At 59.7% G+C, this 23,760-nt stretch carries 23 protein-coding genes and 1 pseudogene; 6 read left to right on the forward strand and 18 right to left on the reverse strand.

The genetic code is table 11. The features are described from left to right. Positions 1–4: 4 nt before the first annotated feature. The 5 genes from EDE09_RS10515 to EDE09_RS10535 all read right to left on the reverse strand — a co-directional run bounded on the left by EDE09_RS10515 (position 5) and on the right by EDE09_RS10535 (position 5,358). Positions 5–1,282 (reverse strand): TRAP transporter large permease subunit, encoded by a 1,278-nt coding sequence (locus EDE09_RS10515; RefSeq protein WP_132410266.1) that lies wholly within the window; start codon positions 1,280–1,282, stop codon positions 5–7. After that, positions 1,282–1,815 (reverse strand): TRAP transporter small permease, encoded by a 534-nt coding sequence (locus EDE09_RS10520; protein ID WP_105371201.1) that lies wholly within the window; start codon positions 1,813–1,815, stop codon positions 1,282–1,284. The genes EDE09_RS10515 and EDE09_RS10520 overlap by 1 nt, the downstream gene beginning before the upstream one ends. Positions 1,816–1,833: 18 nt before the next feature. Next, complete coding sequence (locus EDE09_RS10525) at positions 1,834–2,994, reverse strand: fumarylacetoacetate hydrolase family protein (protein WP_132410268.1); 1,161 nt, start codon at positions 2,992–2,994, stop codon at positions 1,834–1,836. 170 nt (positions 2,995–3,164) lie between these two features. Next, complete coding sequence (locus EDE09_RS10530) at positions 3,165–3,884, reverse strand: FadR/GntR family transcriptional regulator (protein WP_132410270.1); 720 nt, start codon at positions 3,882–3,884, stop codon at positions 3,165–3,167. A 28-nt stretch (positions 3,885–3,912) separates the two neighbouring features. Beyond that, positions 3,913–5,358, reverse strand: coding sequence for an FAD-binding oxidoreductase (locus EDE09_RS10535; protein ID WP_132410272.1), 1,446 nt, complete (start codon positions 5,356–5,358; stop codon positions 3,913–3,915). A 172-nt stretch (positions 5,359–5,530) separates the two neighbouring features. On the opposite strand from EDE09_RS10535, the gene denD reads away from it, so the two are divergent. Together denD and EDE09_RS10545 are read left to right on the forward strand one after the other, a co-directional pair. Further along, positions 5,531–6,514, forward strand: a complete 984-nt coding sequence (gene denD / locus EDE09_RS10540) for a D-erythronate dehydrogenase (protein WP_132410274.1) — start codon at positions 5,531–5,533, stop codon at positions 6,512–6,514. Continuing rightward, positions 6,511–7,422: an NAD(P)-dependent oxidoreductase gene (locus EDE09_RS10545; RefSeq protein ID WP_132410276.1), complete on the forward strand. Its 912-nt coding sequence runs from the start codon at positions 6,511–6,513 to the stop codon at positions 7,420–7,422. The genes denD and EDE09_RS10545 overlap by 4 nt, the downstream gene beginning before the upstream one ends. A 68-nt stretch (positions 7,423–7,490) precedes the next feature. Here the strand turns inward: EDE09_RS10545 and EDE09_RS10550 are convergent, their stop codons facing one another. From EDE09_RS10550 to EDE09_RS10575, 6 genes are all read right to left on the reverse strand, one after another. Then, positions 7,491–8,327, reverse strand: coding sequence for a GNAT family N-acetyltransferase (locus tag EDE09_RS10550; protein ID WP_112797728.1), 837 nt, complete (start codon positions 8,325–8,327; stop codon positions 7,491–7,493). Beyond that, positions 8,324–9,070: an aspartate/glutamate racemase family protein gene (locus EDE09_RS10555; RefSeq protein ID WP_132410278.1), complete on the reverse strand. Its 747-nt coding sequence runs from the start codon at positions 9,068–9,070 to the stop codon at positions 8,324–8,326. Before EDE09_RS10555 ends, EDE09_RS10550 begins: the two co-directional genes overlap by 4 nt. A gap of 5 nt (positions 9,071–9,075) precedes the next feature. Beyond that, positions 9,076–9,894, reverse strand: coding sequence for an ABC transporter permease (locus EDE09_RS10560; RefSeq protein ID WP_132410280.1), 819 nt, complete (start codon positions 9,892–9,894; stop codon positions 9,076–9,078). Position 9,895: 1 nt separating this feature from the next. Then, complete coding sequence (locus EDE09_RS10565) at positions 9,896–10,807, reverse strand: ABC transporter permease (protein WP_112797733.1); 912 nt, start codon at positions 10,805–10,807, stop codon at positions 9,896–9,898. Positions 10,808–10,908: 101 nt separating this feature from the next. Then, a complete protein-coding gene (locus EDE09_RS10570) occupies positions 10,909–12,195 on the reverse strand; it encodes a PotD/PotF family extracellular solute-binding protein (protein WP_132410282.1) in 1,287 nt (428 codons plus the stop codon). Between the two features lie 36 nt (positions 12,196–12,231). Next, the gene (locus EDE09_RS10575) at positions 12,232–13,323 is read right to left on the reverse strand and encodes an ABC transporter ATP-binding protein (protein WP_132410284.1); all 1,092 of its coding nucleotides are present in this window, start codon (positions 13,321–13,323) and stop codon (positions 12,232–12,234) included. Between the two features lie 235 nt (positions 13,324–13,558). Between EDE09_RS10575 and EDE09_RS10580 the strand changes: the two genes are divergently transcribed. From EDE09_RS10580 to EDE09_RS10595, 4 genes and pseudogenes are all read left to right on the forward strand, one after another. Further along, positions 13,559–14,272: a GntR family transcriptional regulator gene (locus EDE09_RS10580; protein ID WP_132410286.1), complete on the forward strand. Its 714-nt coding sequence runs from the start codon at positions 13,559–13,561 to the stop codon at positions 14,270–14,272. 139 nt (positions 14,273–14,411) lie between these two features. After that, entirely contained in the window at positions 14,412–15,167 is a 756-nt protein-coding gene (locus tag EDE09_RS10585) for a helix-turn-helix domain-containing protein (RefSeq protein ID WP_112797739.1), read from the forward strand. 44 nt (positions 15,168–15,211) lie between these two features. Continuing rightward, a pseudogene (locus EDE09_RS10590) lies at positions 15,212–16,675 on the forward strand (PAS domain S-box protein); the annotation flags it as partial. 280 nt (positions 16,676–16,955) lie between these two features. Continuing rightward, positions 16,956–17,207 (forward strand): glycine zipper domain-containing protein, encoded by a 252-nt coding sequence (locus EDE09_RS10595; RefSeq protein WP_105371186.1) that lies wholly within the window; start codon positions 16,956–16,958, stop codon positions 17,205–17,207. Positions 17,208–17,305: 98 nt separating this feature from the next. Here the strand turns inward: EDE09_RS10595 and ccoS are convergent, their stop codons facing one another. The 7 genes from ccoS to ccoO form a co-directional block, all read right to left on the reverse strand. Next, a complete protein-coding gene (gene ccoS / locus EDE09_RS10600; RefSeq protein ID WP_105371185.1) occupies positions 17,306–17,458 on the reverse strand; it encodes a cbb3-type cytochrome oxidase assembly protein CcoS in 153 nt (50 codons plus the stop codon). Next, the gene (locus EDE09_RS10605; protein WP_132410290.1) at positions 17,455–19,746 is read right to left on the reverse strand and encodes a cation-translocating P-type ATPase; all 2,292 of its coding nucleotides are present in this window, start codon (positions 19,744–19,746) and stop codon (positions 17,455–17,457) included. The genes ccoS and EDE09_RS10605 overlap by 4 nt, the downstream gene beginning before the upstream one ends. Next, positions 19,743–20,237 carry a FixH family protein gene (locus tag EDE09_RS10610; protein WP_132410292.1) on the reverse strand — a complete coding sequence of 165 codons (495 nt, stop codon included), beginning with the start codon at positions 20,235–20,237 and terminating at the stop codon, positions 19,743–19,745. The genes EDE09_RS10605 and EDE09_RS10610 overlap by 4 nt, the downstream gene beginning before the upstream one ends. Then, a complete protein-coding gene (gene ccoG, locus EDE09_RS10615) occupies positions 20,234–21,823 on the reverse strand; it encodes a cytochrome c oxidase accessory protein CcoG (protein ID WP_132410294.1) in 1,590 nt (529 codons plus the stop codon). The genes EDE09_RS10610 and ccoG overlap by 4 nt, the downstream gene beginning before the upstream one ends. Positions 21,824–21,994: 171 nt before the next feature. After that, the gene (gene ccoP, locus EDE09_RS10620; RefSeq protein WP_132410296.1) at positions 21,995–22,858 is read right to left on the reverse strand and encodes a cytochrome-c oxidase, cbb3-type subunit III; all 864 of its coding nucleotides are present in this window, start codon (positions 22,856–22,858) and stop codon (positions 21,995–21,997) included. Positions 22,859–22,861: 3 nt separating this feature from the next. Next, positions 22,862–23,014, reverse strand: a complete 153-nt coding sequence (locus tag EDE09_RS10625) for a cbb3-type cytochrome c oxidase subunit 3 (RefSeq protein ID WP_112797753.1) — start codon at positions 23,012–23,014, stop codon at positions 22,862–22,864. Between the two features lie 11 nt (positions 23,015–23,025). Then, positions 23,026–23,757 (reverse strand): cytochrome-c oxidase, cbb3-type subunit II, encoded by a 732-nt coding sequence (ccoO, locus tag EDE09_RS10630; protein ID WP_132410299.1) that lies wholly within the window; start codon positions 23,755–23,757, stop codon positions 23,026–23,028. Positions 23,758–23,760: the final 3 nt, after the last annotated feature.

Raw genomic sequence — 23,760 nt, forward strand, 5'->3', positions numbered from 1 at the left:
TCGGTCAGCGCAGCCAGCGCGCTGGCGCGATGACGATTTCGGGGAAAAGCACCAGAACAAGGAGCACGATGGTCTGAGCGAGCAGGAATGGCCAAACGCCGGCCGTCACTTTTCCAAGCGGAATGCGGGCAACACCGCTGACGACGTTCAAGACGACGCCGACCGGCGGTGTGATGAGCCCGATACAATTATTCATGATGAACAGGACGCCGAAATAGACCGGATCAATCCCGGCCTGCTTGACGATCGGCATCAGCACCGGCGTCAGGATCAGGATGGTCGGCGTCAGATCGAGGGCGGTGCCGACGATCAGGACCAGGATCATGATGGCGAGCATCAAAATCTTCGGCCGATCGATGAGCGGCTCGATATACGCCGTGATTTCGGCGGGGATGTTTGCAGCGGTGATGAGCCATGCCGATACGAGCGCCGCGCAGACCAGGAACATGATGACGGACGTCGTTTTGGCAGCCTGCAGGATGACGCGCGGCAGTTCACGGGGCTTGAGCTCGCGGTAGATCACCATGCCGACAAACAGAGCATAAGCAGCGGCGATGACCGCTGCTTCGGTCGGCGTTACCACGCCGGCCTTGATGCCGCCGAGGATGATGACGGGCATGCCGAGCGCCCAGGCGGCGCGGCCGGTCGCCCGCAAACGTTCGCTCATCGGCGCTTTGGGAAGCGCCTGCACATTGTCCCTGCGAACCACGATCAGCCAGGTGACGATCAGTGAAAGTCCCATCAGGATTCCCGGTACGATCCCGGCCATGAACAGCTGGGTGATCGAAACGTTTGCCGCGACGCCGAAGACGATGAAGGCCATGGATGGCGGGATTACCGGCGCGATAATACCACCTGCGGCGATCAGGCCGCCGGAGCGGGGAACGTTGTAGCCGGCTTTGGCCATCATCGGAATGAGAATGGCGGCAAGCGCTGCGGTATCGGCAGCGGCGGAACCGGAAATACTTGCCATGATGAGTGCCGCGACGATCGCCACGATGCCGAGCCCGCCGCGGATATGCCCGACGCAGGCGATCGCAAAATCGATGATACGGCGCGACAAACCGCCGGAATTCATCAGTTCACCGGCGAGAATGAAAAACGGAATGGCCAGCAGCGTGAACGTATCGGCGCCGGCGATCATGTTCTGGGCGATGATCTGGGTATTGAACATACCCATATACCACATGAGGACAACGCCGCAGAACATCAGCGAGAAAGCGACAGGCACACCGATCGCCATGGCGCCGAGGAGCGAGCCTACGAAGACAAAAAGGGTCATCAGGTACGCTCCGCCATCTGCTCGAGTGTCAGATTTTCGCCGGCGAAGGCCGAGATTTCATCGTCGGTTACGCGGCCCGTCAACAGACGCACGAGGCGTTCAAGGGCAATGATCGTGCAGCCTGCGCCGGTAAAGAAGCCGATGCCATAGACCCATGCCATGGAAAGGCCGGTGACGGGGGCCATCATGCTGGCATTGATCGGAAGCTGGTTCCATGTGCCCCAGAAGAAAATGGCCGAGCACAGGATGATGATGAGATTGCTGAGGATCATGCAGATGATGCGGCCCGCGCGGCCGAAAAGGGCCACCAGGGTTTCGACACCGAGGTGACCATATTCCCTGAAGGTGACGACTGCTCCGATGAATGTCAGCCAGACGAAGAAATATCGCGACATTTCATCCGAAATATTCAGCCCGGAGTTAAACGCATAGCGAAGCACCACGTTGACGAACACCATCAGCGCCATCCCCGACAGCAGGATGATCAGCAGAAATTCCAGGAATTTGTAAAAAAGATCGATTGCCTTTTGCATCGCTTCTTCCCCTTTCGCTCAGACGAGGCCTCTGCTTGCGAGGTTCTTCATCAGCGCCGCCAGCCCGAACGTCCATTCAGGGCAATTGTTGCTATGCTCAACCCAGTTAACCAGGTGCCCGAGTTTCGGCGTCGATATCTCCACCCGATCACCGATCTCATGGGTAAATCCGAGGCCTGCGCCGCGCCGGTCTTTGACCGGCGCAAACATCGTCCCGAGGAAGAAGAGAACGCCATCCGGATATTGATGATTGCGGTTGAGCAATTGCGACACGAGATTTTCCGGTGTCCGGCTGATCGCTTTCATCGCGCTGACGCCGGTCATCACAAACCCGTCGGGGCCTTCGACAGAGAGCGATATCTCCGCCGACTTGACGTCGTCGATAGTAAAGCTGTCATCAAACAGGCGGATGAAGGGGCCGATTGCGCAGGAGGCATTGTTGTCCTTCGCCTTGCTGAGGAGCAGCGCGGAGCGTCCTTCGAAGTCGCGAAGGTTGACGTCGTTGCCAAGCGTTGCGCCGATGATCTTGCCCTTGGACGTGACCGCGAGCACCACTTCCGGCTCCGGATTATTCCAATCGGACTTGGGATGAATTCCGATCAGCGCGCCGCATCCGACAGAGGACATGGGCTGCGCCTTCGTGAAGATCTCCGCATCGGGGCCAATTCCCACTTCAAGGTACTGCGACCACAGGCCCATGTCCTGCAGGAGAGATTTCACCTCTGCGGCCTTTTCGGAACCTGCGGCAAGGCCGCGTAGATTGTCGCCCAATACCGGAGCAAGCCTGCCGCGAATGTCTTGAGCGCGCTGAGGGTCGCCTTTGGCCTGTTCTTCTATGACGCGTTCCAGCATGCTGTCTGCGAACGTAACGCCTGCCGCTTTGATCGCCTGCAGGTCCGCTGGGGCCAGCAGTTCGCCTGCCGTCCCATCCAGGAAGGAGGTGAGCGGGCCAAGGTCGGCAAAACGGCTGGTCTCGCGCAGCGCCGCTGCAAGGTCATCGATCTCGAGAAGGCCCGATAGGGTCGGCGCCAAGACTGAAAGATCCAACAGACGTCCGGATGCCAAGAGGACCGGGCAAGGCCCCCCCAATTTCTGTGACCAGACGCGCCCGATCAGCAGTGCCGAAGAGGCGTCCTGCGGCAAGATTGTTTCCGGAGCAAGCGTCCGCTTAGCCTCCATCGGGGATCCTCCTCAAACTCATGAACCCAAGCCTCCACCTGGTGGACCTATTGTCAGGATGTCTGACAACAAATGTTTGTCGCTTTTAGTGTGACTCTGCCACCCTGTCCAGCGGGGTGCTATCGATGTGTAAAAAATCTAGATCGATCTAACCTCTTGGTACGGGCTCTCTAGAGCATTTCGAGTTTGAGGCCAAGTCGTGAAGCTGCGCCATAGAGGTGTCGGCGCATTGCCTCTTTTGCCTTCGCTGGGTCACGTGTCGCGATCGCATCGCGAATTGCGACGTGCTCGGCAATCGTCACCTCGACGATTTCTTCCAAAACGGCTGCAGCGCGTGCCGCGTTGATCGCCAGATGGGTCCGCTCAGCAATGAAGGTGATGAATTGAAGGAAATATTCATTGCGGGTAGCGGACGCGACAAAGCGGTGAAATGCGAGATCGGCAACGATGCCCTGGTCCGTCCATTTCTCCGCGCCATTCATCTGAGCCAGCGCTTCGTCGAGCTTGGCAAGATCCGGCAGAGTATGATGAACAGCCGCAAGGGCAGCGGCCTCGACTTCCAAGGCCAATCGCAGTTGAAACAGACTGCGAAAGCTGTCGCGATCTGCCAGATCGTCCTGCTCGATCCGCAGGGACTGGCGACGGTCGATCTCCGTTGCAAATGCCCCGACGCCTTGCCTCGTTTCGACCAGGCCCTCGTTTCGGAGCTGTGCGATGGCTTCGCGTATCACCGACCGGCTAACGCCGAACGTCTTCGCCAGCAAATGCTCTGTCGGCAGCTTATGTCCCGGCGCTATGCGGCCCTCGCTGATCTCCCGCCCGATCTGTACCGCGATGCGGGCCGGCAAATGTTCATTGCGCCTGATCTGACTGAAGTCTGCCACTGCCACGATAATCGCCCTCTTTCCGAACTGTCGTCTACGACTCGGCTTGGAAATTCAACTGTGATCCGGGATTCATCAAGAGATCGGGATCGATGGCGCGCTTGATAGCTGTCAGAAGCCTTCTGTGGGTTTCCGGGAGCCGCGCGTCGAAATCGCCTCGTTTGAGGCGGCCGATCCCGTGTTCTGCACTGATACTGCCGTGGTAGCGATCGACCACGGCGTTGAGGACGTTCTTCGATCGGTAGATGCGCGTCGCTCGCTCGTCCGGTGAAAGGCCTCCAGGCGGCAGGACGTTCAGATGGACATTGCCGTCGCCGACATGTCCGTAGGAAACGCAGAGGCAATCGGACAATTCCTGTTCGATCGCCTTTTCGGCGTCATGGACAAAGGAGGCGAGCTGCGAGAGCGGAACGGAGATGTCGCTGCGCATATGAGCGCCCCGTTTGGCCTGCCCCTCGTTCATGCCCTCACGGATCAGCCAGAGGTTTCGGGCCTGGCTCTGCGACGCTGCGATCGTGCCGTCCAGCACCATCCCGTCCGACATGACGCCCTCCAAGAAACGCTGCATCAGGTCGTCCACATCAACGAGGCCGGAGCCGGAGATTTCCATCAATACATAGGCCGGATACTCATCACTGATGGGAATCGGCAAATCGGGCATGGCTTCCCGAGCCAGGGTGAAAGCCAGCGGCGGCATGAACTCGAACGCCGACATCAGGTCGCAGCATTCGCGCCTTGCGCGCCGATACAAGCCGATTGCGTCTTCCAGTGAGGCAAGGCCGAGGAGGGCAGTGGCCACCTGATCCGGATAGGGCGTCAGCTTGACCGATACTGCCGTGATAATCCCGAGCGTCCCCTCCGCGCCGACAAAAAGCTGCTTGAGATCTATGCCGCGGTTGTCCTTGCGCAGAGTGGACAATCCGTCAAAAACGGTGCCGTCGGGCAGAACGACTTCAAGCCCGAGAACGAGTTCGCGGGTCATCCCATATCGTAAAACATTGATACCGCCGGCATTGGTGGAGACATTGCCTCCGATCCGGCAACTTCCCTGAGCGCCGAGCGCCAGCGGGAAGAACATGCCCTTTTCGGAAATGGCCTCCTTCACGTCCCAGAGAATGCAACCCGCCTCGACGGTTGCGGAAAAATCCTCTGCATCGATCTTGCGGATACGGTTCATGCGTTCAAGGGTGAGGACGACCTGATGATCGGGAGCATCGGGGAGGGCACCTAGAACGAGCCCGGTATTTCCGCCCTGCGGAACGATCGCCAGCCCAAGCTGGCGGCAGGCCCTGACGGCAGCCGCTACGTCTTCGGTAGAGCGGGGCCGCAAGACAGCGACCGCCCCGCTCGTCACGTCCCCGTGCCAGTCGCGACAGTAGCGGATCATTGCGTCCACGTCAGTCAGAACAAGATCGTCCCCCAACATGGATTGCAGTGCCAGGCGGTGCTCTGCCACCAGCTCGATTTCCGCAACTGTCATTCTGTCCTCCTTGGGTCGCCCGTCCATTTTCCGCCCCAACCGGCAATTATCCGGGGAGCGTCGCAACTCTCTTGTTTTCAAACGAAGCATATAAGGTTATCAGACAACCGTACAAGATATTTTTAGAGCTGTCGGCCGCTCTCTGCGGCTGCGGCGGAAATGGGAGGTTTCGTTGCATATCTTGATTATCGGTGCGGCCGGCATGGTAGGACGCAAACTGACGGCGCGCCTGGTCGCTGAAGGTGGCATCAAGGGCCGGTCCCTGGAAAAGCTGACATTGGTCGATGTGATCAAGCCGGAAACACCGCAGGAATTTGCGGGTGTCGTTGTGGCGCGCGAGGCTGACTTGTCGACGCAAGGTGAGGCGGAGAAACTGATCCAATCACGACCGGATGTGATCTTCCATCTCGCAGCGATCGTCTCGGCGGAAGCCGAACTCGATTTCGACAAGGGCTACCGCGTCAATCTTGATGGCACGCGTTATCTCTTTGATGCAATCCGCATCGCACACGATCAGGATGGCTACCGGCCGCGCGTGGTCTTCACCTCATCGATCGCCGTCGTCGGAGCGCCACTGCCTTATCCCATTCCCGATGATTTTCATCTGACGCCATTGACCAGCTACGGTACCCAGAAGGCCATTTCAGAACTGCTCCTGTCCGATTATACGCGACGCGGGTTCTTCGACGGCATCGGCATCCGCCTTCCAACCGTGTGCATTCGACCGGGAAAGCCAAACAAGGCCGCCTCCGGTTTCTTCTCCAATATCTTGCGCGAGCCGTTGATCGGTCAGGAGGCCGTTCTGCCGGTTTCGGAAGATGTCCGCCATTGGCACACCTCCCCGCGATCGGCAGTGGGATATTTGATCCATGCAGCCAACCTCGATCTCGAGACGGTGGGCCCGCGTCGCAATCTGTCGATGCCGGGTGTCAGCGCCACTGTCGGCGAACAGATCGAAGCATTGCGCCGGGTTGCGGGAGATAGAGCAGTGCGGCTCATCCGCCGCGTGCCCGACGAGATGATCATGAAGATGGTCTCGGGCTGGGCTCCGGGCTTCGAGGCGAAGCGTGCCACGGAACTCGGCTTTACGGCGGAAAAGAATTTTGACGAGATCATCAGGGTCCATATTGAAGACGAGCTTGGAGGCTCCCTATGACGGAAGCTGTCGAGAGGTCGGCAGGCGGCACAAGGATCGCCTTCCTGGGTACCGGCTTGATGGGCGCGCCAATGGCGCGCCGGCTCGCTAGAGCGGGATATCGTCTCACCGTATGGAACCGCGATCCCGTCAAGGCGAGGGCGCTGGAGCCGGAGGGCGCGCAGATCGCAGCCTCACCGGCAGAAGCCGTAGAGGGAGCGGACATCGTGTTCACCATGCTCACCGACGGGGCCGTCGTCGGTGAGGTCCTGTTCGGTTCAGGATGCGCGCAGGCGATGCGCAAGGGTGCGGTCGTCGTCGACACGAGTTCGATTGCCCCGCCTGCCGCAAAGGACCATGCCGCACGGCTTGCAGCCTTCGGTATTCATCATATCGATGCACCTGTCTCGGGCGGGGTCGTCGGAGCCGAGGCCGGGACATTGGCGATTATGGCGGGCGGTGAGGCAGAGGTTATATCGGCTTTGGCGGATGTCTTCGCAGTGCTCGGACGCGTCACTCATGTCGGACCGACTGGGGCGGGTCAGATCTGCAAGCTCGCCAACCAGCAGATCGTCGCCGTGACCATCGGCGCGGTGGCTGAAGCCATGATCCTGGTGGAGGCGGGCGGTGCTTCCCGCGAGGCTTTCCGCGACGCCATCCGCGGCGGCTTTGCCGAGAGCAGGATCCTAGAACTCCATGGCGGACGGATGGTGCGCCGCGATTTCGAGCCGGGAGGATCTTCCCGCAATCAACTGAAGGACCTCAACGCCGTGATCGCCATGGCGCAGTCCCTGTCGTTGACGCTGCCGCTGACGGAAAAGGTTCGTGAGGAATTTACGCAGTTCGTTGCCGAAGGCGGCGCCGAACGGGACCACAGCGCACTTCTCCTTCATCTCGAAAAGCTCAATGCAGGAGATAAGGCTCGGTAAGCCGGTAACGGTACTTCGCCTCCGTCCACCTTGACGATCCGTCTCGCCGGACGCTGCTGAATCGCTGTTCAACCAAGTTCAAGGGTGGTGATCCCAAAGACACCGGCCATCCGGACCGCGGGGACTGGGCCGCGATACATACGGGCCGTGGTAAAACCACGTGTGAAACCATGGCTCGCGAGTTCGGCGTCGAAACCGGCCTGTGACGCTGGGAGATCGATATGCACGGTCTGCCCGTCTGTTTCGACGGCACAGGCCTCGAGGAGCGATTTTGCGTCGACCTCTGTTTCGGCAAACAGCGGCCCGATTTTATAGCCATCATGGCATTGGCGGCAAACTGCATAACCGCGGAGGCCGCCCTCACTGAGAACGGCTTTGGCAAGGCGCGGCGGTTGAAGCCATTCGGCCAGGAACGCAGGACGTTCAGAAGGAAAGAAGCGACGGTCGTAGTCGCGGACCGCCGGCTGAAGGTCAGCGCTGATCGAAACCACGTCTTTGGACAGTCTTCCGTCAATCCTGCCGCTCCAGCGGAATGTTTCGTAGACCGCTTCGAAACCCATTCCGCGGTAATTCGCCTGTTGCTCAGCCACTCCGTCGAGGCCAATGGTGCGGCCGTTCAGATGCGCCATGCCGGCGTCCCAGACCCGACGTCCGTAACCTTTGCCCCGGAAATTCTTTTGAGCGATATAGAGGCCTATAAATCCGAAGTCCGTACCGTATCGGACTGCGGAAATACCGGCGACCATGTTGCCATCGACAAAACAGCCGATAAAGCCCTGCGGATCGGCGGCATAGAAAGCCGGAGCGTCGGCAAGCCCCGGATTCCAGCCCTCCGCACGCGCCCAGTCGATGAGCATCTCTGTCTCTGGCAGAGTAAGCGAGCGGATGACTGGATCATTGGTCATGAGGCGGCGAGTTTGCCCGGAGCGAAGGCTTCAAGCAAGCCTTTATAGGGTTTGGCAATCGGTGAGGCGTAGGCGCCGCGTTTGGCGGTGGAAAGGCCAAGCGATACCAAGGCCTCCGCCTGTTTGACGGCGGCTGCGACACCGTCCACCACCGGGACGGCAAATTCCGCTCCAAGCTTCGCAGCGAGGTCGGCCATGCCGGCGCAGCCGAGCACGATTGCTTCCGCCTTGTCGTCGCGCAGCGCCGACGCGATCTCGTTTCGCAGCCGGTCTCGGGCATTCGAATTTGGGTCTTCCAGCGACAGGACCGGGATGTCGGCTGCCCGCACCTTGCAGCGGCCCGCCATGCCGTAGCGATGAACCAGATGCTCGAGCGGCAGGCGGGAGCGCTCCATCGTGGTGACGATCGTGAAGCGCTGGGCGATGAAGGCGGTGGTGGCAAGAGCCGCTTCGCAGATGCCGATCACCGGTATGTTCGCAAGTGCGCGTGCGGCGTCGAGACCTGTGTCGTCGAAACACGCGATGATCGCCGCCTGGGCTCCTGACCTTTCACCCTTTGCTATTTCCATCAGCAGGCCGGGTACGGCGAAGGCTTCGTCATAATAGCCTTCGATCGATACGGGTCCCATCGACGATGTGACGGCGTCGACCTTGGTGCCGGCATTGGCTGCGCGCATTGCCGCGTCGGCAATCGTCGCCGTCATGCTGGCCGTGGTGTTGGGATTGACGACGAGAATACGCATGAATTTCAAGACCGCTGGCGACGCCGGTTGAGATGGACGATCAGGCCGAGAGTGCCGGCAATGACGAGGAAGGAGAAGATGGTGGTAACCGTACCGAGCGCATAGAGCACGGGAGTGGTGACATTTGTGGTCATCCCGTAGATCTCGAGCGGCAGGGTGTTGAAGGTACCCCCCGTCATCAGAGTGCGGGCGAATTCGTCATAGGAAAGAGTAAAGCCAAACAGACCGACGCCGATGAGGCTCGGCGCGATCATCGGCAGCAGGACGTGGCGGAACGTCTGCCAGGACGTGGCGCCAAGATCGCGCGCGGCTTCCTCATAGGCAGGGGAAAACCGGTTGAAGACGGCAAACATGATCAGCACGCCGAAAGGCAAAGTCCAGGTGAGATGCGCGCCGAAGGCCGAGGAAAACCACGAGGGTTGCAGGCCGATCTGTTGAAAGAGCACGCCAATGCCGAGCGAGATGATGATCGACGGGACGACAAGGCTTGCTACGGCGAGATAGAAAAGGGCAGTCGCGCCGATGAAACCGCGTCGGAAAGCGAGGCCGGCCAGCAGCGACACGACGACGGTGACGATCATGACCATGAGTCCCAACAGCAGCGAGCGCCGGAAGGAGCCTCCGAAGTCGCCGACGGCCTGGGTCTCGAAGAGATTGGCGAACCAATGCACCGAAAGGCCGTTGAGCGGGAACGTGAGGCCGCCGTTAGGGCCTTGAAAAGACAGGATCAGGATCGCCGAGAGCGGCCCGTAGAGGAACAGGACGAAGACTGCGAAGAAGATCGCGAGGATGTAGAATTCACGGCCGCGTTTGTCGCTGTGCATCTTAGAGTTCCTTGCGGATGTCGACGACGCGCAGAATCGCTGCGACCATCAGGAGGACAATGGCGAGCAGCACGACGGCGTTCGCCGCCGCAGCCGGGTATTGAAGCAGGGACATCTGATTTTTCATCATGAGGGCGACGGAAGCGCTCTGCCCCCCCGACATGACCTGCACGGTCGAAAAATCTGCCATCACCAGCGTCACTACGAAAATCGTTCCGATCGCCATGCCGGGTTTGGCGAGTGGGAGAATGACGTTGGTGAGCGTCTGCCAGCTTGACGCTCCGGCATCTCGGGCAGCTTCCACCAGCGATTTGTCGATACGCATCAGCGTATTGAAGATCGGCGTCACCATGAACAGCGTGTAGAGATGCACCATCGCGAGCACGACGGCGAAATCCGAATAGAGCAGCCACTCGACAGGTTCCGACACAATGCCCGCACTGATCAGGGTTGAGTTGACCAGGCCGTTTCGGCCGAGCACCGGAATCCATGAGATCATGCGGATGATGTTCGACGTCAGGAAGGGTACAGTGCAGACAAGGAAGAGCACCATCTGCATAGCGGTAGTGCGAATGTGGAAAGCGAGAAAGTAGGCAACCCAGAAGCCGATGAAGAGGGTTATGAGCCATACGAGAAAAGCGAATTTTAATGTGTTGAGATAGGTCTTCCACGTGACCCAGGAACCGAGGGTCTCCGCGTAGTTGAAGGTAACGAAATCGGGATACATCTGGGCGAAGTCGTAGTCCCAGAAACTGACGATACCGATCATCAGGATCGGCACGGCCAGAAAACTGCCGAGGATCAGCGTCAGCGGTGCCGCCTGCAGATAGGAGATCAGTGATGGCGGCAGGCGGAAGCTTCGTGGCTTCACGCCCTCGGCCTTGGCCGATTCGGAGGTTGTGATCGTCGCCATGGTCCGGGTTTCTCCTGTGGGCTTGCCCCTCATCTGCCCTGTCGGGCGCCTTCTCCCCGTTGAGACGGGGAGAAGGAACTTATGGCACCGTCGGTGCGCTGTCAGGCTGCGATGAATTCGTTCCAGCGGCGGACCATATAGCGGTCCTCATCCATGACGGAGTTCCAGCAGGCGACTTTGCCCATGCGCTCCTCGAACGAACCGCCGTCACGCACGGCACCGGCCTTTTCCATGACCTTGCCGTCCGGAGCGACGATATCGCCCTGGGCGGGCTTGCCCTCGACCCAGAAACCCCACTCGTCCGCAGACATGTGCTGCTTGGCAGTTTCCATGGCGGCGGAATAGTAGCCCTGACGGTTGAGATAGGCTCCGACCCAGCCCGACGTGTACCAGTTGATGTATTCGTAGGCGGCGTCGAGCTTGGCGCCGGAGAGATGGGCGGCAAGACCAAGCCCGCCACCCCAGGAACGATAGCCTTCCTTGAGCGGCTGGTATTTGCATGCGATGCCTTTGGAACGAACCGCGGCGACGGCCGGCGACCACATCGACTGGATAACGACCTCGCCGGAAGCCATCAGGTTGACGCTTTCGTCGAAGCTCTTCCAGAAGGCGCGGAACTGGCCGGCTTGCTTGGCCTTGATCAGGAAGTCGATCGTCTTGTCGATTTCTTCCTTTGTCATGTTGCCCTTGTCGGCATATTTGATGTTGTCCATGGCTTCCATGATCATCGCGGCGTCCATAATGCCGATCGACGGAATGTTGAGGATCGAAGTCTTGCCCTTGAACTTCGGGTCCATAATATCTGCCCAGGTCGAAATTTCGCGGCCGACGAGATCCGGGCGAATGCCGAGCGTGTCGGCATTGTAGATGGTCGGCATCATGGTGAACCACTGGGTTTCACCCTTGGCGAAGGTCTTGGTGCCAGGTTTTTCAACGAAACCGACGGTATGGGGCGCGGTGCCCTGGGCGATGACGCTGTCCGGCTTCAGCTTCCCGGTTTTGAAGAGCGGTACGACCTTGTCGTAATATTTAAGCTTCTTGACATCCATCGGCTGGATGACGCCTGCCGGGTAGACCTTTTTCAGGATCCAGTATTCGATATCGGCGATATCGTAGGAGTTCGGCTGGGTGACGGCGCGCTGAGCGGCAGCGTCTGAGTCGGTGGCCGTCATCTCCAGCGTGATGCCGAGGTCGGCCTTGCACTTTTCGGCGATCGCGTTGAGGTTCGAAACACCGGTACCGAACTGGCGAAGGGTGATTGGGTTCTGCGCCCAGATGGTCGGGAAGCCGGTGATGGCGCCGGAGCCGGCAGCAAGACCGGCTGCCGCGGATGCCGTTTTTAGGAGCGATCTGCGCGAGATGCCCTTTCTTTTCTTGTTCTCAGTCATTGCCTGTTCTCCTCTGGTTGAGATTTATTGTTGAGGTTAGTGTTTGAGGTGGCCGAGGACGATTGCGTCCTCACGATTCCAAGACAGCGGGATTGCTTCCCCGACCTTGACCGGGTTGGCGAAAAAGGCGGCGTCGCTGACGATCGCGGTGAAGTCCTCCACACCGGCACCGCTGACGGAGAGTTTTACCGAGGAGCCGCGATACTCGATATTCGAGATCGAGCCCGTGAACCCCAAGCCCTTTTCTGACGGTTCCGCGATGCGGACACGATCTGTGCGAATGGCGATGTCTGCGGTTTCTCTCGACATACTGTTCTCGCCGGTGGCCAGGAATTCTCCACCGGTCTCCGGCACTGAAAGCGCCACCGTGTCTTCCGTGCTTTTCGTCACCCGGCCGGAGATGACGTTATGATCCCCCATGAAGCGAGCCACGAAAGCGGTCGCCGGGCGCTCGAACACCGTGCGCGGATGTGCGGCTTGCTCGATTCGGCCGTCATTCATCACGACGATGAGATCGGCGAGCGCCATCGCCTCCTCCTGGCTGTGCGTCACATGAACAAAGGTGATGCCGAGCGAAGTCTGGAGCTTCTTCAGTTCCGCGCGCATGCGGATCTTCAGGAACGGGTCGAGTGCCGAGAGCGGCTCGTCAAGCAGCAGGGCTTCCGGATCGGTGATCAACGCGCGGGCAAGCGCCACACGCTGCTGCTGGCCGCCGGAAAGCTGCGCCGGCCGACGTGTCGCATAGGCTTCGAGCTGCATCAGCCGCAGCATATCCATTGCCTTGGCGCGCCGTTCGTCTTTGCCGACGCCTTTCATCTTCAGGCTGAAGGCAACATTGTCGATAAGATCGAGATGGGGAAAGAGCGCGTAAGACTGAAACATCATCGCCGTGCCCCGTTTGGCGGGCGGGAGATCGGTGACCACGCTGTTTCCGAGGCGAATGTCGCCGGACGAGATGCCTTCATGTCCTGCGATCATGCGAAGCGTCGAAGTCTTGCCGCAGCCGGAGGGACCCAACAGGCAGCAATAGGTTCCTGCCGGGATCTTCAGGCTGATCGATTCCACGGCAGTCGTTGTGCCATAGATCTTCGAGACAGATATGATGTCGATTTCGGCAGCTTTGCTCATCCGGCGCTCCTTGCATCGGTCCTTGCAATGCATCCGCCGTGCCAAATGACTAACTCGCTTGAATCATTAGGTTTAGCTTCGAAAGCGGGGCCGGTCAGGAAAGGGATGCGTAAAAATCAGGCGATTGTTTTCGATCCTTGGCCAAATCGTATGCAATCTTGGGCACACTTTGAGAACAACAGTGCTGGCAATTTGTACCCGCTCGCGCTACAAGGCTCAGGCAGTGGGTTGTGTCATGAATATCAGCGAAAACATCACCTTTCCGGAAGCCTCCCAGGAAGACCGTTCGCTCGCGATCCGCGAGGCGCTCCGCAACGCGATTATCGACCGACGCCTCGCGCCGGGAACCAAGCTGTCGGAGAGTGAAGTGGGTGCGCTCTTTTCCGTGAGCCGCACGGTGGTCCGCGCCGCGCTGCAGATGCTTGGATTTGAAGGTCTGGTCCGGATCGAGCGCAATCGAGGCGCGTTTGTCTCCAATCCTTCTCCGGACGAGGCGCGACAGATCTTTGCCTCACGTCGCCTGATCGAGCCCGGTATCATCGCAGCCGCGGTCGAACGCATCACGGCCGCTGACATAAAACAGTTTCGTGGGCAGCTTGAAGAGGAGCAGCGACATATTAATGAGCGCGGCCCTTCTGCCAGGCGGGCGGAGATCAAGGCGTCGGGAGACTTCCATCTGATGCTCGCCTCCGTTGCAGGCAATGTCATCCTGCAGAAATTCATGGACGAACTGGTAGGCCGCTCGTCGCTGGTGATCGCACTCTACGGTCGCTCCGGGATATCGAGCTGCGGTCATAGCGAACATCTGGCCATACTCGATGCCTTGGAAAAAGGCGACGGAGCCCGGGCATCCCGGTTGATGCTGCACCACATCGACCATATCGAAGCCGATCTTGATCTGCAGCTCAAGCAGGGCTTCGCGTTGAAGGACGCCTTGGCGCTGACCTGATGGGCTTGTTACTCCCGGATGATGCGTGACTGGGGCTGTTACCAACCGTTACACAATCGCACCAATTTTCACAGAGCTAGCATTCCGGTGTTACTTGAGAAGGGTCAATTCCTCCGTGGAAAGAACGGAGACGAGACCAGTGTTTCTCAGCAGCTATGCGAACGACCATCAGGTTGCCAAGGCCACACCCTTCAAGGCGGCGGGAAACTTGCACGAGCTTTTCTCGAGCCAGCCCAAGGAGCATCTGGAGACAAGTCAGGCCGTATTTTTCGAGGGAGACGACGCAAAACATGTCTTCGAAGTTGCCGAAGGCACGTTGAGACTATTTCGTATCCTTTCCGACGGACGGCGGGTTATTACCGGTTTCCTCTATGCCGGCGATATTGTCGGCGTTTCGCTCAAGAGCAAATATCTCTACGGCGCCGAGGCGATTGGACCAGCATCTGTGCGGCGGCTCTCTCGCAAGGTTTTTGAAGAGGCCGTTGCGGATTCCGACGCGTTGCGCCCCGAGGTTTTCTCGCGCGTCTGCGACGAGATGGCGGCGGTACAGGATCAGTTGGTGCTGCTGTCCAGCAAGACGGCCGAAGAGCGGCTCTGCACTTTCCTGCTGAGACATCTGCAGCGTTCGTTGGCGGAGGGTAGTCGCGATGCGCTTATCGAACTGCCGATGACGCGCCAGGACATGGCCGACTATCTCGGCCTCACGATCGAGACGGTGTCGCGGACAATTACCAAGCTCATCGGCAAAGGCGTGTTGACAGTCGCAAACCCAGCTGCGCGTCACTCCATCAGGATCGAAAAGCCGGCAAAGCTGGCTCAGCTTTCCGGAGACGACGAAGCGAACCCGCTGGTGTTCCAGGACCTGGCTTGCCATCGAGACCGTTTGCATCACTGATTGTGGGTTGCGTCATGGGAAGTGATGAGGGCAAGGAGACCGGGATAGAAGGGCTTCTCAACACGGTAACGCACGTCCTCAATGGCGCGAACATCATCATCCAAGACGAAGACGGAAGGATCATTCGGTGGACGAGCGGTTGCGAGCGCCTCTATGGCTGGACGTCAACCGAAGCCGTCGGTCAGGTTGCTCAGGACATGCTTGCGACGCGGTTCCCGCTGCCGCAGGATGAGATCCGCCGCCGTATCGGTCTCCATCACACCTGGGAAGGCGAACTCGTCCAACGTCGCAAGGACGGCCAGACGATTATCGTCGCAACGCGATGGGTTGCGGTCAATTCGTTCGATCACGCTCCCGCCATCATCATCCAGACTATCAACGACATCACTGAAATGACCAAGGCGCAGAACGATCTGGCGGCGCGCGAGGCGCATCTAAGATCGATCTTGGAAACGGTGCCCGAAGCAATGCTGGTGATTGACGAGACGGGCATCGTCACCTCTTTCAGCGCAGCCGCTGAACGTCTTTTTGGCTATTTTGCAAAGGAGGTCGTGGGACGGTCCGTCAACATGCTGATGCCTGCCTCCGAGGGCAGGGCGCATGATGGTCATCTTGCTCGGTATCTCAAAACCGGAGAGCGCCGCATCATCGGTTACGGAAGGGTCGTCATGGGGCAACGCAAGGACGGCTCGGTCTTTCCCATGGAGCTTTCGGTGGGCGAAGCCGTCGTTGACGGAAAGCGCATCTTTACAGGTTTCATTCGCGACCTGACCAGCCGACACAGGATAGAAGCCGAGCTGCGACAAGCGCAGAAGATGGAGGCGATCGGACAGCTTACCGGCGGCCTGGCGCACGACTTCAATAACCTTCTTGCCGTCGTCAGCGGCAATCTGGAAATGCTGGAAGGCAAGATTTCGGACGAGAGGCTGCGCCGTTTGCTTCTTGAGGCGCAGGAGGCAACGCAGGACGGAGCCAGGCTCACCGGGCAGCTTCTGGCGTTTGGCCGCCGCCAGCCCCTCAACCCGCAACTGGCAGAGATAGGAACCCTCATTACCGGGTTTTCCAATCTCCTGCTTCGGGCGATCGGTGAGACCATAGAATTACGGGTGGTTGCTCACGGGGCTTCCCACCACGCGCTGGTCGATGGGCCGCAACTCCAAAATGCATTGCTTAATCTTGCACTGAACGCTCGCGACGCCATGCCTCGCGGAGGCCGCCTGACGATAGAAATTTCGCACGCGACGCGAGGCGGCGGTCGTCCATCAGCGGGTCTGGCCGAACAGCAGCGGGATTATGTGCTGGTTTCTGTCAGCGATACCGGCACGGGAATGACCGCAGATGTGAGGGAGAAGGCTTTCGAGCCGTTCTTCACGACCAAGGGTGTTGGCTCGGGCACCGGGCTTGGACTTTCGATGGTCTATGGTTTCGCCAAGCAATCCGGCGGCGATATCGAAATCGACAGCGAGCCTGGCCAGGGTACCTGCGTAAAGATTTTCCTACCGGCTGCGACGCATCAGTGGTCGATTGCGGCTCCCCACAAAATGTTGACCCTTGCAATGCAAAGTGCGGAAAAGGCACCTTCCCTGCCGATGTGAGCCCCAAGTCGGTGACATTCGACGTGCCATTCGTGATTTAACTCCCGTCCGAAATGCGTTCCATCGCCTGTGTGATGGGCCGCTGCCCGCCGTCGCCAGTGCGCTGCGGGAAGAGTTTTTCAGGTCAACGCGCAGGCACGATGCAACCTGTTGCCTCCAGAACAGTTAACTGTGGAACATTATGGAGGATGAGATGAAAAAGGCATTGATCATCGCATGCGTCGGGTTGGCTCTGGGTTCATGCACTGCCACCGAACGAGGTGCTGGCGTTGGCGCGGCAACCGGCGCAGTTATTGGCGGCGTGGCGACCGGCAACGTGCGCGGAGCAGCAGTTGGTGCGGCGGTAGGGGGAGTGTCCGGGGCATTGATCGGCAGCGTGGCTGATCAACCGGGCCGCTGCTACTATCGCGACCGCTACGGGAACCGATATATCGACCGGTGCTAAGCACCATTTATCGAGAGCTGGTTAGGCGCCGGACCTGGGTTGCGGCGCCTAGCCATCCTTTGGTCGGCGCTTTCGGCACTATGCGAGGATGGTAGGTCTCAGGTCCGGTCCCGCGAGTCTTCTTCCAGGATCCGCCAGGCTGCACCATCAAGGTCTTCATATTGCCCGCTTTTAAGCGACCACAGGAAGGCAAACAGTCCGAGCCCTCCAAGAAAAAGCGCAATTGGAATGAGGAAGATGAGCATGTTCATGCGAGTCGAGCCTCTCCGGTTTGTCTTGCGTCGTGCCCTGTTGCCGTGGCGATATGACGGTTCGGATGCCCGGTACGGTTTAGTCGCAACGCGTTGGCGATGACGATGATCGAGGATGTCGACATGGCAATTGCTGCTATCAAGGGCGTGGCATAACCGGCAAGCGCGATCGGCACCGCGATGATGTTGTAACCGATGGCGAGCGCGAAATTCTGCCGGATCAACCTTCCTGCTTGTCGGGAGACGTCAATCGCCAGCGGCACGGCTTCCAGGCTTTCGTGCATGAAGACGAAGTCGGCGGCCTGGCGGCCGATGTCCGCCGCGGTGGCCGGAGCGATCGAAACATGCGCGGCAGCCAAGGCCGGAGCATCGTTGATGCCATCGCCGACCATCAGGACTTTGTGACCTTGTTCGGCGAGGGAGACGCAGAATTCCGCCTTTGCTTTGGGAGCCAGTTCTGCGGCCCATCGAGTAATGCCGAGCCGGCTGGCGAGGCTGCTGACCGAACCTTGACGGTCGCCCGAAAGGATCCCGCTTGAGAGCCCTTGTGCCGCAAGCTCGTCGATCGCCGCCCGCGAGTCCGGACGCAACTCATCCTCGAACAGGAAGCGGGCCAATTCTCTTCCATCGCAGGAAAGGATCACCTCGAGCGTCGAAGAAGCCGCCGATGTGTCAACTCCGTTATCGCCGCAGGCGAAGCGTCGGTTGCCGAGGCGGTACAGCCCTTGGGGCGAGCGGGCCTCCAGACCCTGGCCGGGAATTTCGACGACGTCATCGAAAACTGGCACCGGCCCTGAAGCAATGCCGGAAAGGGCTTTGGAAAGAGGGTGGCGGGAATGGGCAGCAAGCCCGGCGGCAACGGCCAGATGAGCTGCCGTTGCCGACCCGAGGTTTACAAGCTGGGGTTTGCCGAGAGTAAGGGTGCCGGTCTTGTCGAATGCCACCGTATCGACCTCGGCGAGCCGCTCCATAGCCGAACCGTCTTTGACCATAATGCCGTTTTTGAACAACCGGCCGGCGGCCACGACCTGAACGACGGGGACCGCCAGACCAAGCGCGCATGGGCAGGTGATGATGAGCACCGCGATGGCGATCAGCATCGCCTGCTTCCAGTCCCCTCCGAAAAAGCCCCAGCCGAGAAATGCCAGAAGTGCCAGAAGATGGACTGCCGGCGAATAGATCTGCGCGGCGCGATCTGCGATCCGCCGGTAGCGAGCCCGACCGCCCTCTGCCGCTTCCATCAATGCGATGATCTCGGAGAGGAATGATTGCCGTGCGGAGGCAGTCGCCACTAGCACGAGCGAGCCGGTGAGGCTGAGCATCCCCGCCTGGAGCGCGTCGCCGGCCCTGACCGCACGGGGAGCGCTTTCGCCATTGACGATCGAGACGTCCATGTCGCTCGCGCCGCTTTCGACGACTCCATCGACGGGTACCCGTTCGCCCATCGCAATAGCGACGCGCTCGCCGGGCGCGATATCCTCGACGGCGCGATATTCGCGACTGCCGTCTTTCCCGATGATCATTGCGCCCCTGGGCGAAAGCCTGGCAAGCCCGCTGATGGCGGAGCGGGCCCGATCGCGCATGATGTGATCGAGGGTGCGCCCGATCAGCAGGAAGAACAACAGCGAGACCGTGGCATCGAACCAGGCGTGTTGCCCGTGATGGATCGTTTCCCAAACCGAGACCGCGTAGGACAGGGTGATGGCCAGCGCGATCGGCACGTCCATATTGGTGCGGCCGCGGCGAAGCGCCCGCCAGGCTGACTGATAGAAGAATCGGCCGCCGTAGATCAGCGCCGGGGCGGCGATCATCGCCGATATCCAGTGAAACAGGTCGCGGGTCGAGGCGTCGGCACCGGACCATACCGAGACTGAAAGCAGCATGATATTGGCAGCGGCGAAGCCCGAGAGAGCGACTGCGCGGATCAACTCGCGCTGCAGCGTTTCGCCGCTGTCTTCGCCATCGGAGAAGAGGTGGGTATCATAACCGGTGGCGTCGGCAATCGCCTTTACGAGCGACGAAGGGTCGGTGGGTTCACTTCCAACCATTTCCTTCCAGATGATCGAGACGCGTTTTGTGGAAAGGTTGACGCGGGCGCGTTCTACCGCCGGCAAGGCTTTCAGGGTGGTTTCGATTGCCGTGATGCATGTACCGCAATGGACCTGGGGTACGCTGAGCTCGGTCTGGCGCAACCCGGGCCCGACGATACGGCTCGAAAGAGCCAATTCTTCCGATGAGGGCAGCTGGCCTGTGATGGAACCTTCGGTACCCGGCGCGCAGCAGCTCATTTCCCCCCTCCCAAGACCGAAATGCGTTCCGCTTCATGCAGGATCCGTTTGCCGTTCCTGGTGGCGCTCGCGTCGACGATCCACTGGCCGGGCAGGAGCGGGTGGCTGGTGGTGAAGATACCCTTTGCCACCGGCGTGAGACGGAGTTCGAAATCCTGATGCTCGCCAACCGGCCGCTTGAACTTGAGCGTGAGTTCGTCGGCCAGGATCGGACCGTCGGCGGGATGGGAAACCTCGTAGCGGATAGTGCTGCCGTTGATGAGAAGCTTTCCGGTGACGCCGCTCGCCGTCAAAATGCGAGCCTCGGCGGCCTTTCCGTTGAACTCCTGGCTTGCAATATAGGTATTTTGCGCGACCAGGCCGCTCCAGCTGCGCGTGGCATTGTAGGCCATATAGAAGTTGACCGAGATGATGGTACCGAAGAAGAGCACCATGATGCCCAGCATGTGCCATCCTGTGAAGACGAAGGTTTTTGCTCGGGAAGCGTTCATTTCTTGGCTCCAGGAGTGTTGAAGACTGCGGCGTAGCTGTCTTGCTCGTGGCTGGACCGGTCTTCGGCGATGAAGCGGAAGTCGTTGGTTTGCGCGGATATGGCTTCTTTGGGGAGGGTAACGAAGACCTTCAACGCGAGTGTCTTATCGGGCTCGACCTGGACAGCAAAGAGGCGGCCGGGAACATCGGTGATCCCGGTAATCTTCATGGTCGCTTCCGGTAGCCCCTCCATGGAAACCATGATAGTGCGCGGTTCAGGGATCATGTTGAGAAGGCGGATCGTGTATCCGTTGCGGATCGACCCGTCCGACTCCAGAACGAATTGCGGGTTGCGGTCATGCAGGACGTTGACCTCCAGTCGGTCGCGCGAAAGCAGGGCAAAAACCAGACCGAGGCCCACGGCCGACCAGACGCCAAAGTAGAGCAGGGTGCGCGGACGGAAGATAACTCTCCAGTTGAAGTGGCGTATCTTGTCGATGAAGGTACCGTCGGCGTTGCGGACGCGTGACGGGTCGATCGACGTCGTGCCGCTATTTGTCGCCAGAGCCATGTTGCTTTCATATTCTTCGAGCGTGGCATAGGCGATGAGACCGCGCGGCTTGCCGATCTTGTCCATGACGGTGTCGCATGCGTCGATACAGAGTGCGCAGGTGATACAGGCAAGCTGCTGGCCGTCTCGGATGTCGATCCCCATGGGACAGACGGCGACGCAGGCATTGCAGTCGACGCAATCGCCCACGGCTTGTCCAGCCGCAGCGGCTTTTTTGGCGTGCCGGCTGCGAGGTTCACCCCGCCAATCATTGTAGGTGACCACGAGCGAGCTTTCATCCAGCATCGCCCCTTGGATGCGCGGCCATGGGCACATGTAGATGCAGACCTGCTCGCGCATCAGGCCGCCAAGCACATAGGTTGTGGCCGTCAGGATGGCGACGGTCGAGTAGGCAATGGCGGCAGCCTGGCCGGTCACGAACTCGAAGGCGAGCGACGGAGCGTCGGCAAAATAGAATATCCAGGCGCCGCCGGTTGCCACCGCGATCGCAATCCAGGTTGCATGTTTTGCGACACGCTTCCAAAGCTTGTCGAAGCTCCAGGGCGCTGCGTCCAATTTTATACGGGCATTGCGATCGCCCTCGATGAAACCTTCGACAGCCAGGAAGAGATCGACCCAGACCGTCTGCGGACAGGCATAACCGCACCAGGCCCTGCCGACAGCCGAAGTCAGCAGGAAAAGTCCGAAGCCAGCCATCACTAAAAGGCCGGCAACGAAGAAAAATTCCTGGGGCCAAATCTCGATGAAGAAGAAATAAAAGCGCCTATTGGCCAGATCGATGAGAACCGCCTGGTCGGGGGCAAAGGGACCACGATCCCAGCGGACCCAGGGCGTCAGATAATAGATGCCGAGGGTGATCAGCATGACAATCCATTTGAAGCGCCGAAACCGTCCCTCGGCCTTCTTCGGAAAGATCTTCTTGCGCTTCTCGTACAACGGCTGGCGCGGTGCGCCCGGCGGATGCACGGGTTGCGCATCGATCCGTTCAACCGTCTGATCATTCGAGCCGAGAGCGGGGGAAGTATAGAGGTTCATGGGACTGGTCCTTTGTCCCATCTTGTTTGGCATTGGCGAGCGCCGACTACATTGACTTACGTCAAGAGTACGGGATCGGTTGGTGCGACAAAACGGCCGCCCGCTGTCTAAAGCGGGCGGCCGCATGTCGTGGGGGAAGGGTACATCACCGTGTGGCGGCGATGGCTTGCCTTACTCGCCGCCGCCCAGCGAATGGACGTAGACGGCGAGCTGCTTGACCGTGGCGTCCCCGAGACGGGTCGCCCATGCGGGCATCACGCCATGCCGAGGCGACTGGATCTGTTTGGCGATCTCGGTTTCGTCCCGCACCTTGAGCCAGATAGCATCGCCGAGATTGGGGGCACCCATGTCGCGATTGCCTTCGGCCTTTTCGCCGTGGCAGGAGATACAGTTGTCGGCAAAGAGCTGCTTGCCCGCGTCGACAAGCGACGGGTCACGCGGCGTGCCGGTCAGGCTGACTACATAAGAAGATACCTGACGGACCTCTTCCGGCTTCAACATGTCCGCAAATGCCGGCATTTCCGAAACGCGGGTCTCCGGATCAACGCTGTCCCGGATACCGTGAGCGATCGACTGATAGATGGCGTTGACATCGCCGCCCCAGAGCCATTCGTCGTCGTTGAGGTTCGGATAACCTTGGCCGCCCGAAGCACCGGTGCCATGGCAGGGTGTGCAGTTGACGCGGAACGCGGCGGCTCCGCCGGCAGTCGCGAACTGGCTGAGCTGCTGGTCGGCGAGGATCTCGTCGAGAGACGAGCTCGAGATCTTTTCGACGATGCCACCCGTCGCAATCCTTGCACCTTCGACATCCGCGGCCAGATCGGCGCGGCTGGAATATCCGAGGGCACCTCTTGTCGCATCGCTGACCATTGGCCAGGCTGGATAGAGGATGGTGTAGCCGAGCGCCCAGACGATGGTGGCGTAGAAGGTCCACACCCACCAGCGCGGCATTGGGTTGTTCAGCTCGCGGATGCCGTCCCATTCATGGCCGGTGGTTTCGACGCCGCTGATTTCATCGATATGCTTGTCCGCCATCTTTTAATCCTCCTTCAGAGGGATTTGCGCGGCTTCTTTGGCCTGGGCCTTGGCGCCCGGACGCAGGGTGAATAAAACGACGCCCAGGAAGAACAGGGCCATGCCCAGGAGTCCCCAGCTGTCGGCGAATTGACGGAGCGCGGTGTAGGCTTCCATTTTGCTTCTCCTCAGCGATAGCCGGCGGCGTCGTCATAGGTCGAGAAGTCGACCAGCGTGCCGAGCATCTGCAGATAGGCGACGAGCGCGTCCATCTCGGTCAGGTTCTGGGCGTCGCCGTCGAAATCACCGATCTTGGCCTTCGGGTAGCGTTGAAGAAGACCCGAAGTGTCGGAGTTCGGATCGGCCTGGGCGGCGAGGTCCGTCTTTGCGCTGGCAATCATCTCGTCCGAATACGGCACTCCGACCGCGCGGTTGGCCTTGAGCTCCATGCTGACGTCGGTGACTTTGAGCGGCGTCTCCTTCAGGAAGGCATAGCTCGGCATCACCGATTCCGGCACCACGTCGCGCGGCTCGATCAGGTGTTGGACATGCCATTCGTTGGAATAGCGGTCTCCCACGCGCGCGAGGTCGGGGCCAGTTCGTTTCGAGCCCCATTGGAAGGAATGGTCATACATGGATTCCGCCGCCAGGCTGTAGTGGCCGTAGCGCTCCACCTCATCCCGGAAGGGCCGGATCATCTGGCTGTGACAGACATAGCAGCCTTCGCGAATATAGATGCTGCGGCCGGCGAGTTCGAGCGGTGAATAAGGCCGCATGCCTTCCACTTTCTCGATGGTGTTTTCGAGATAGAAGAGCGGCGCGATTTCAACGATACCGCCGATGGAAACGACGACCAGCGAACCGACCAGCAGCAGCGTGGCGTTGCGTTCAATGAATTGATGTTTTTCTAGAAGACCCATGGG

Origin of the sequence: Neorhizobium sp. S3-V5DH (assembly GCF_004343065.1) — a bacterium.
Classification (GTDB): domain Bacteria; phylum Pseudomonadota; class Alphaproteobacteria; order Rhizobiales; family Rhizobiaceae; genus Neorhizobium; species Neorhizobium huautlense.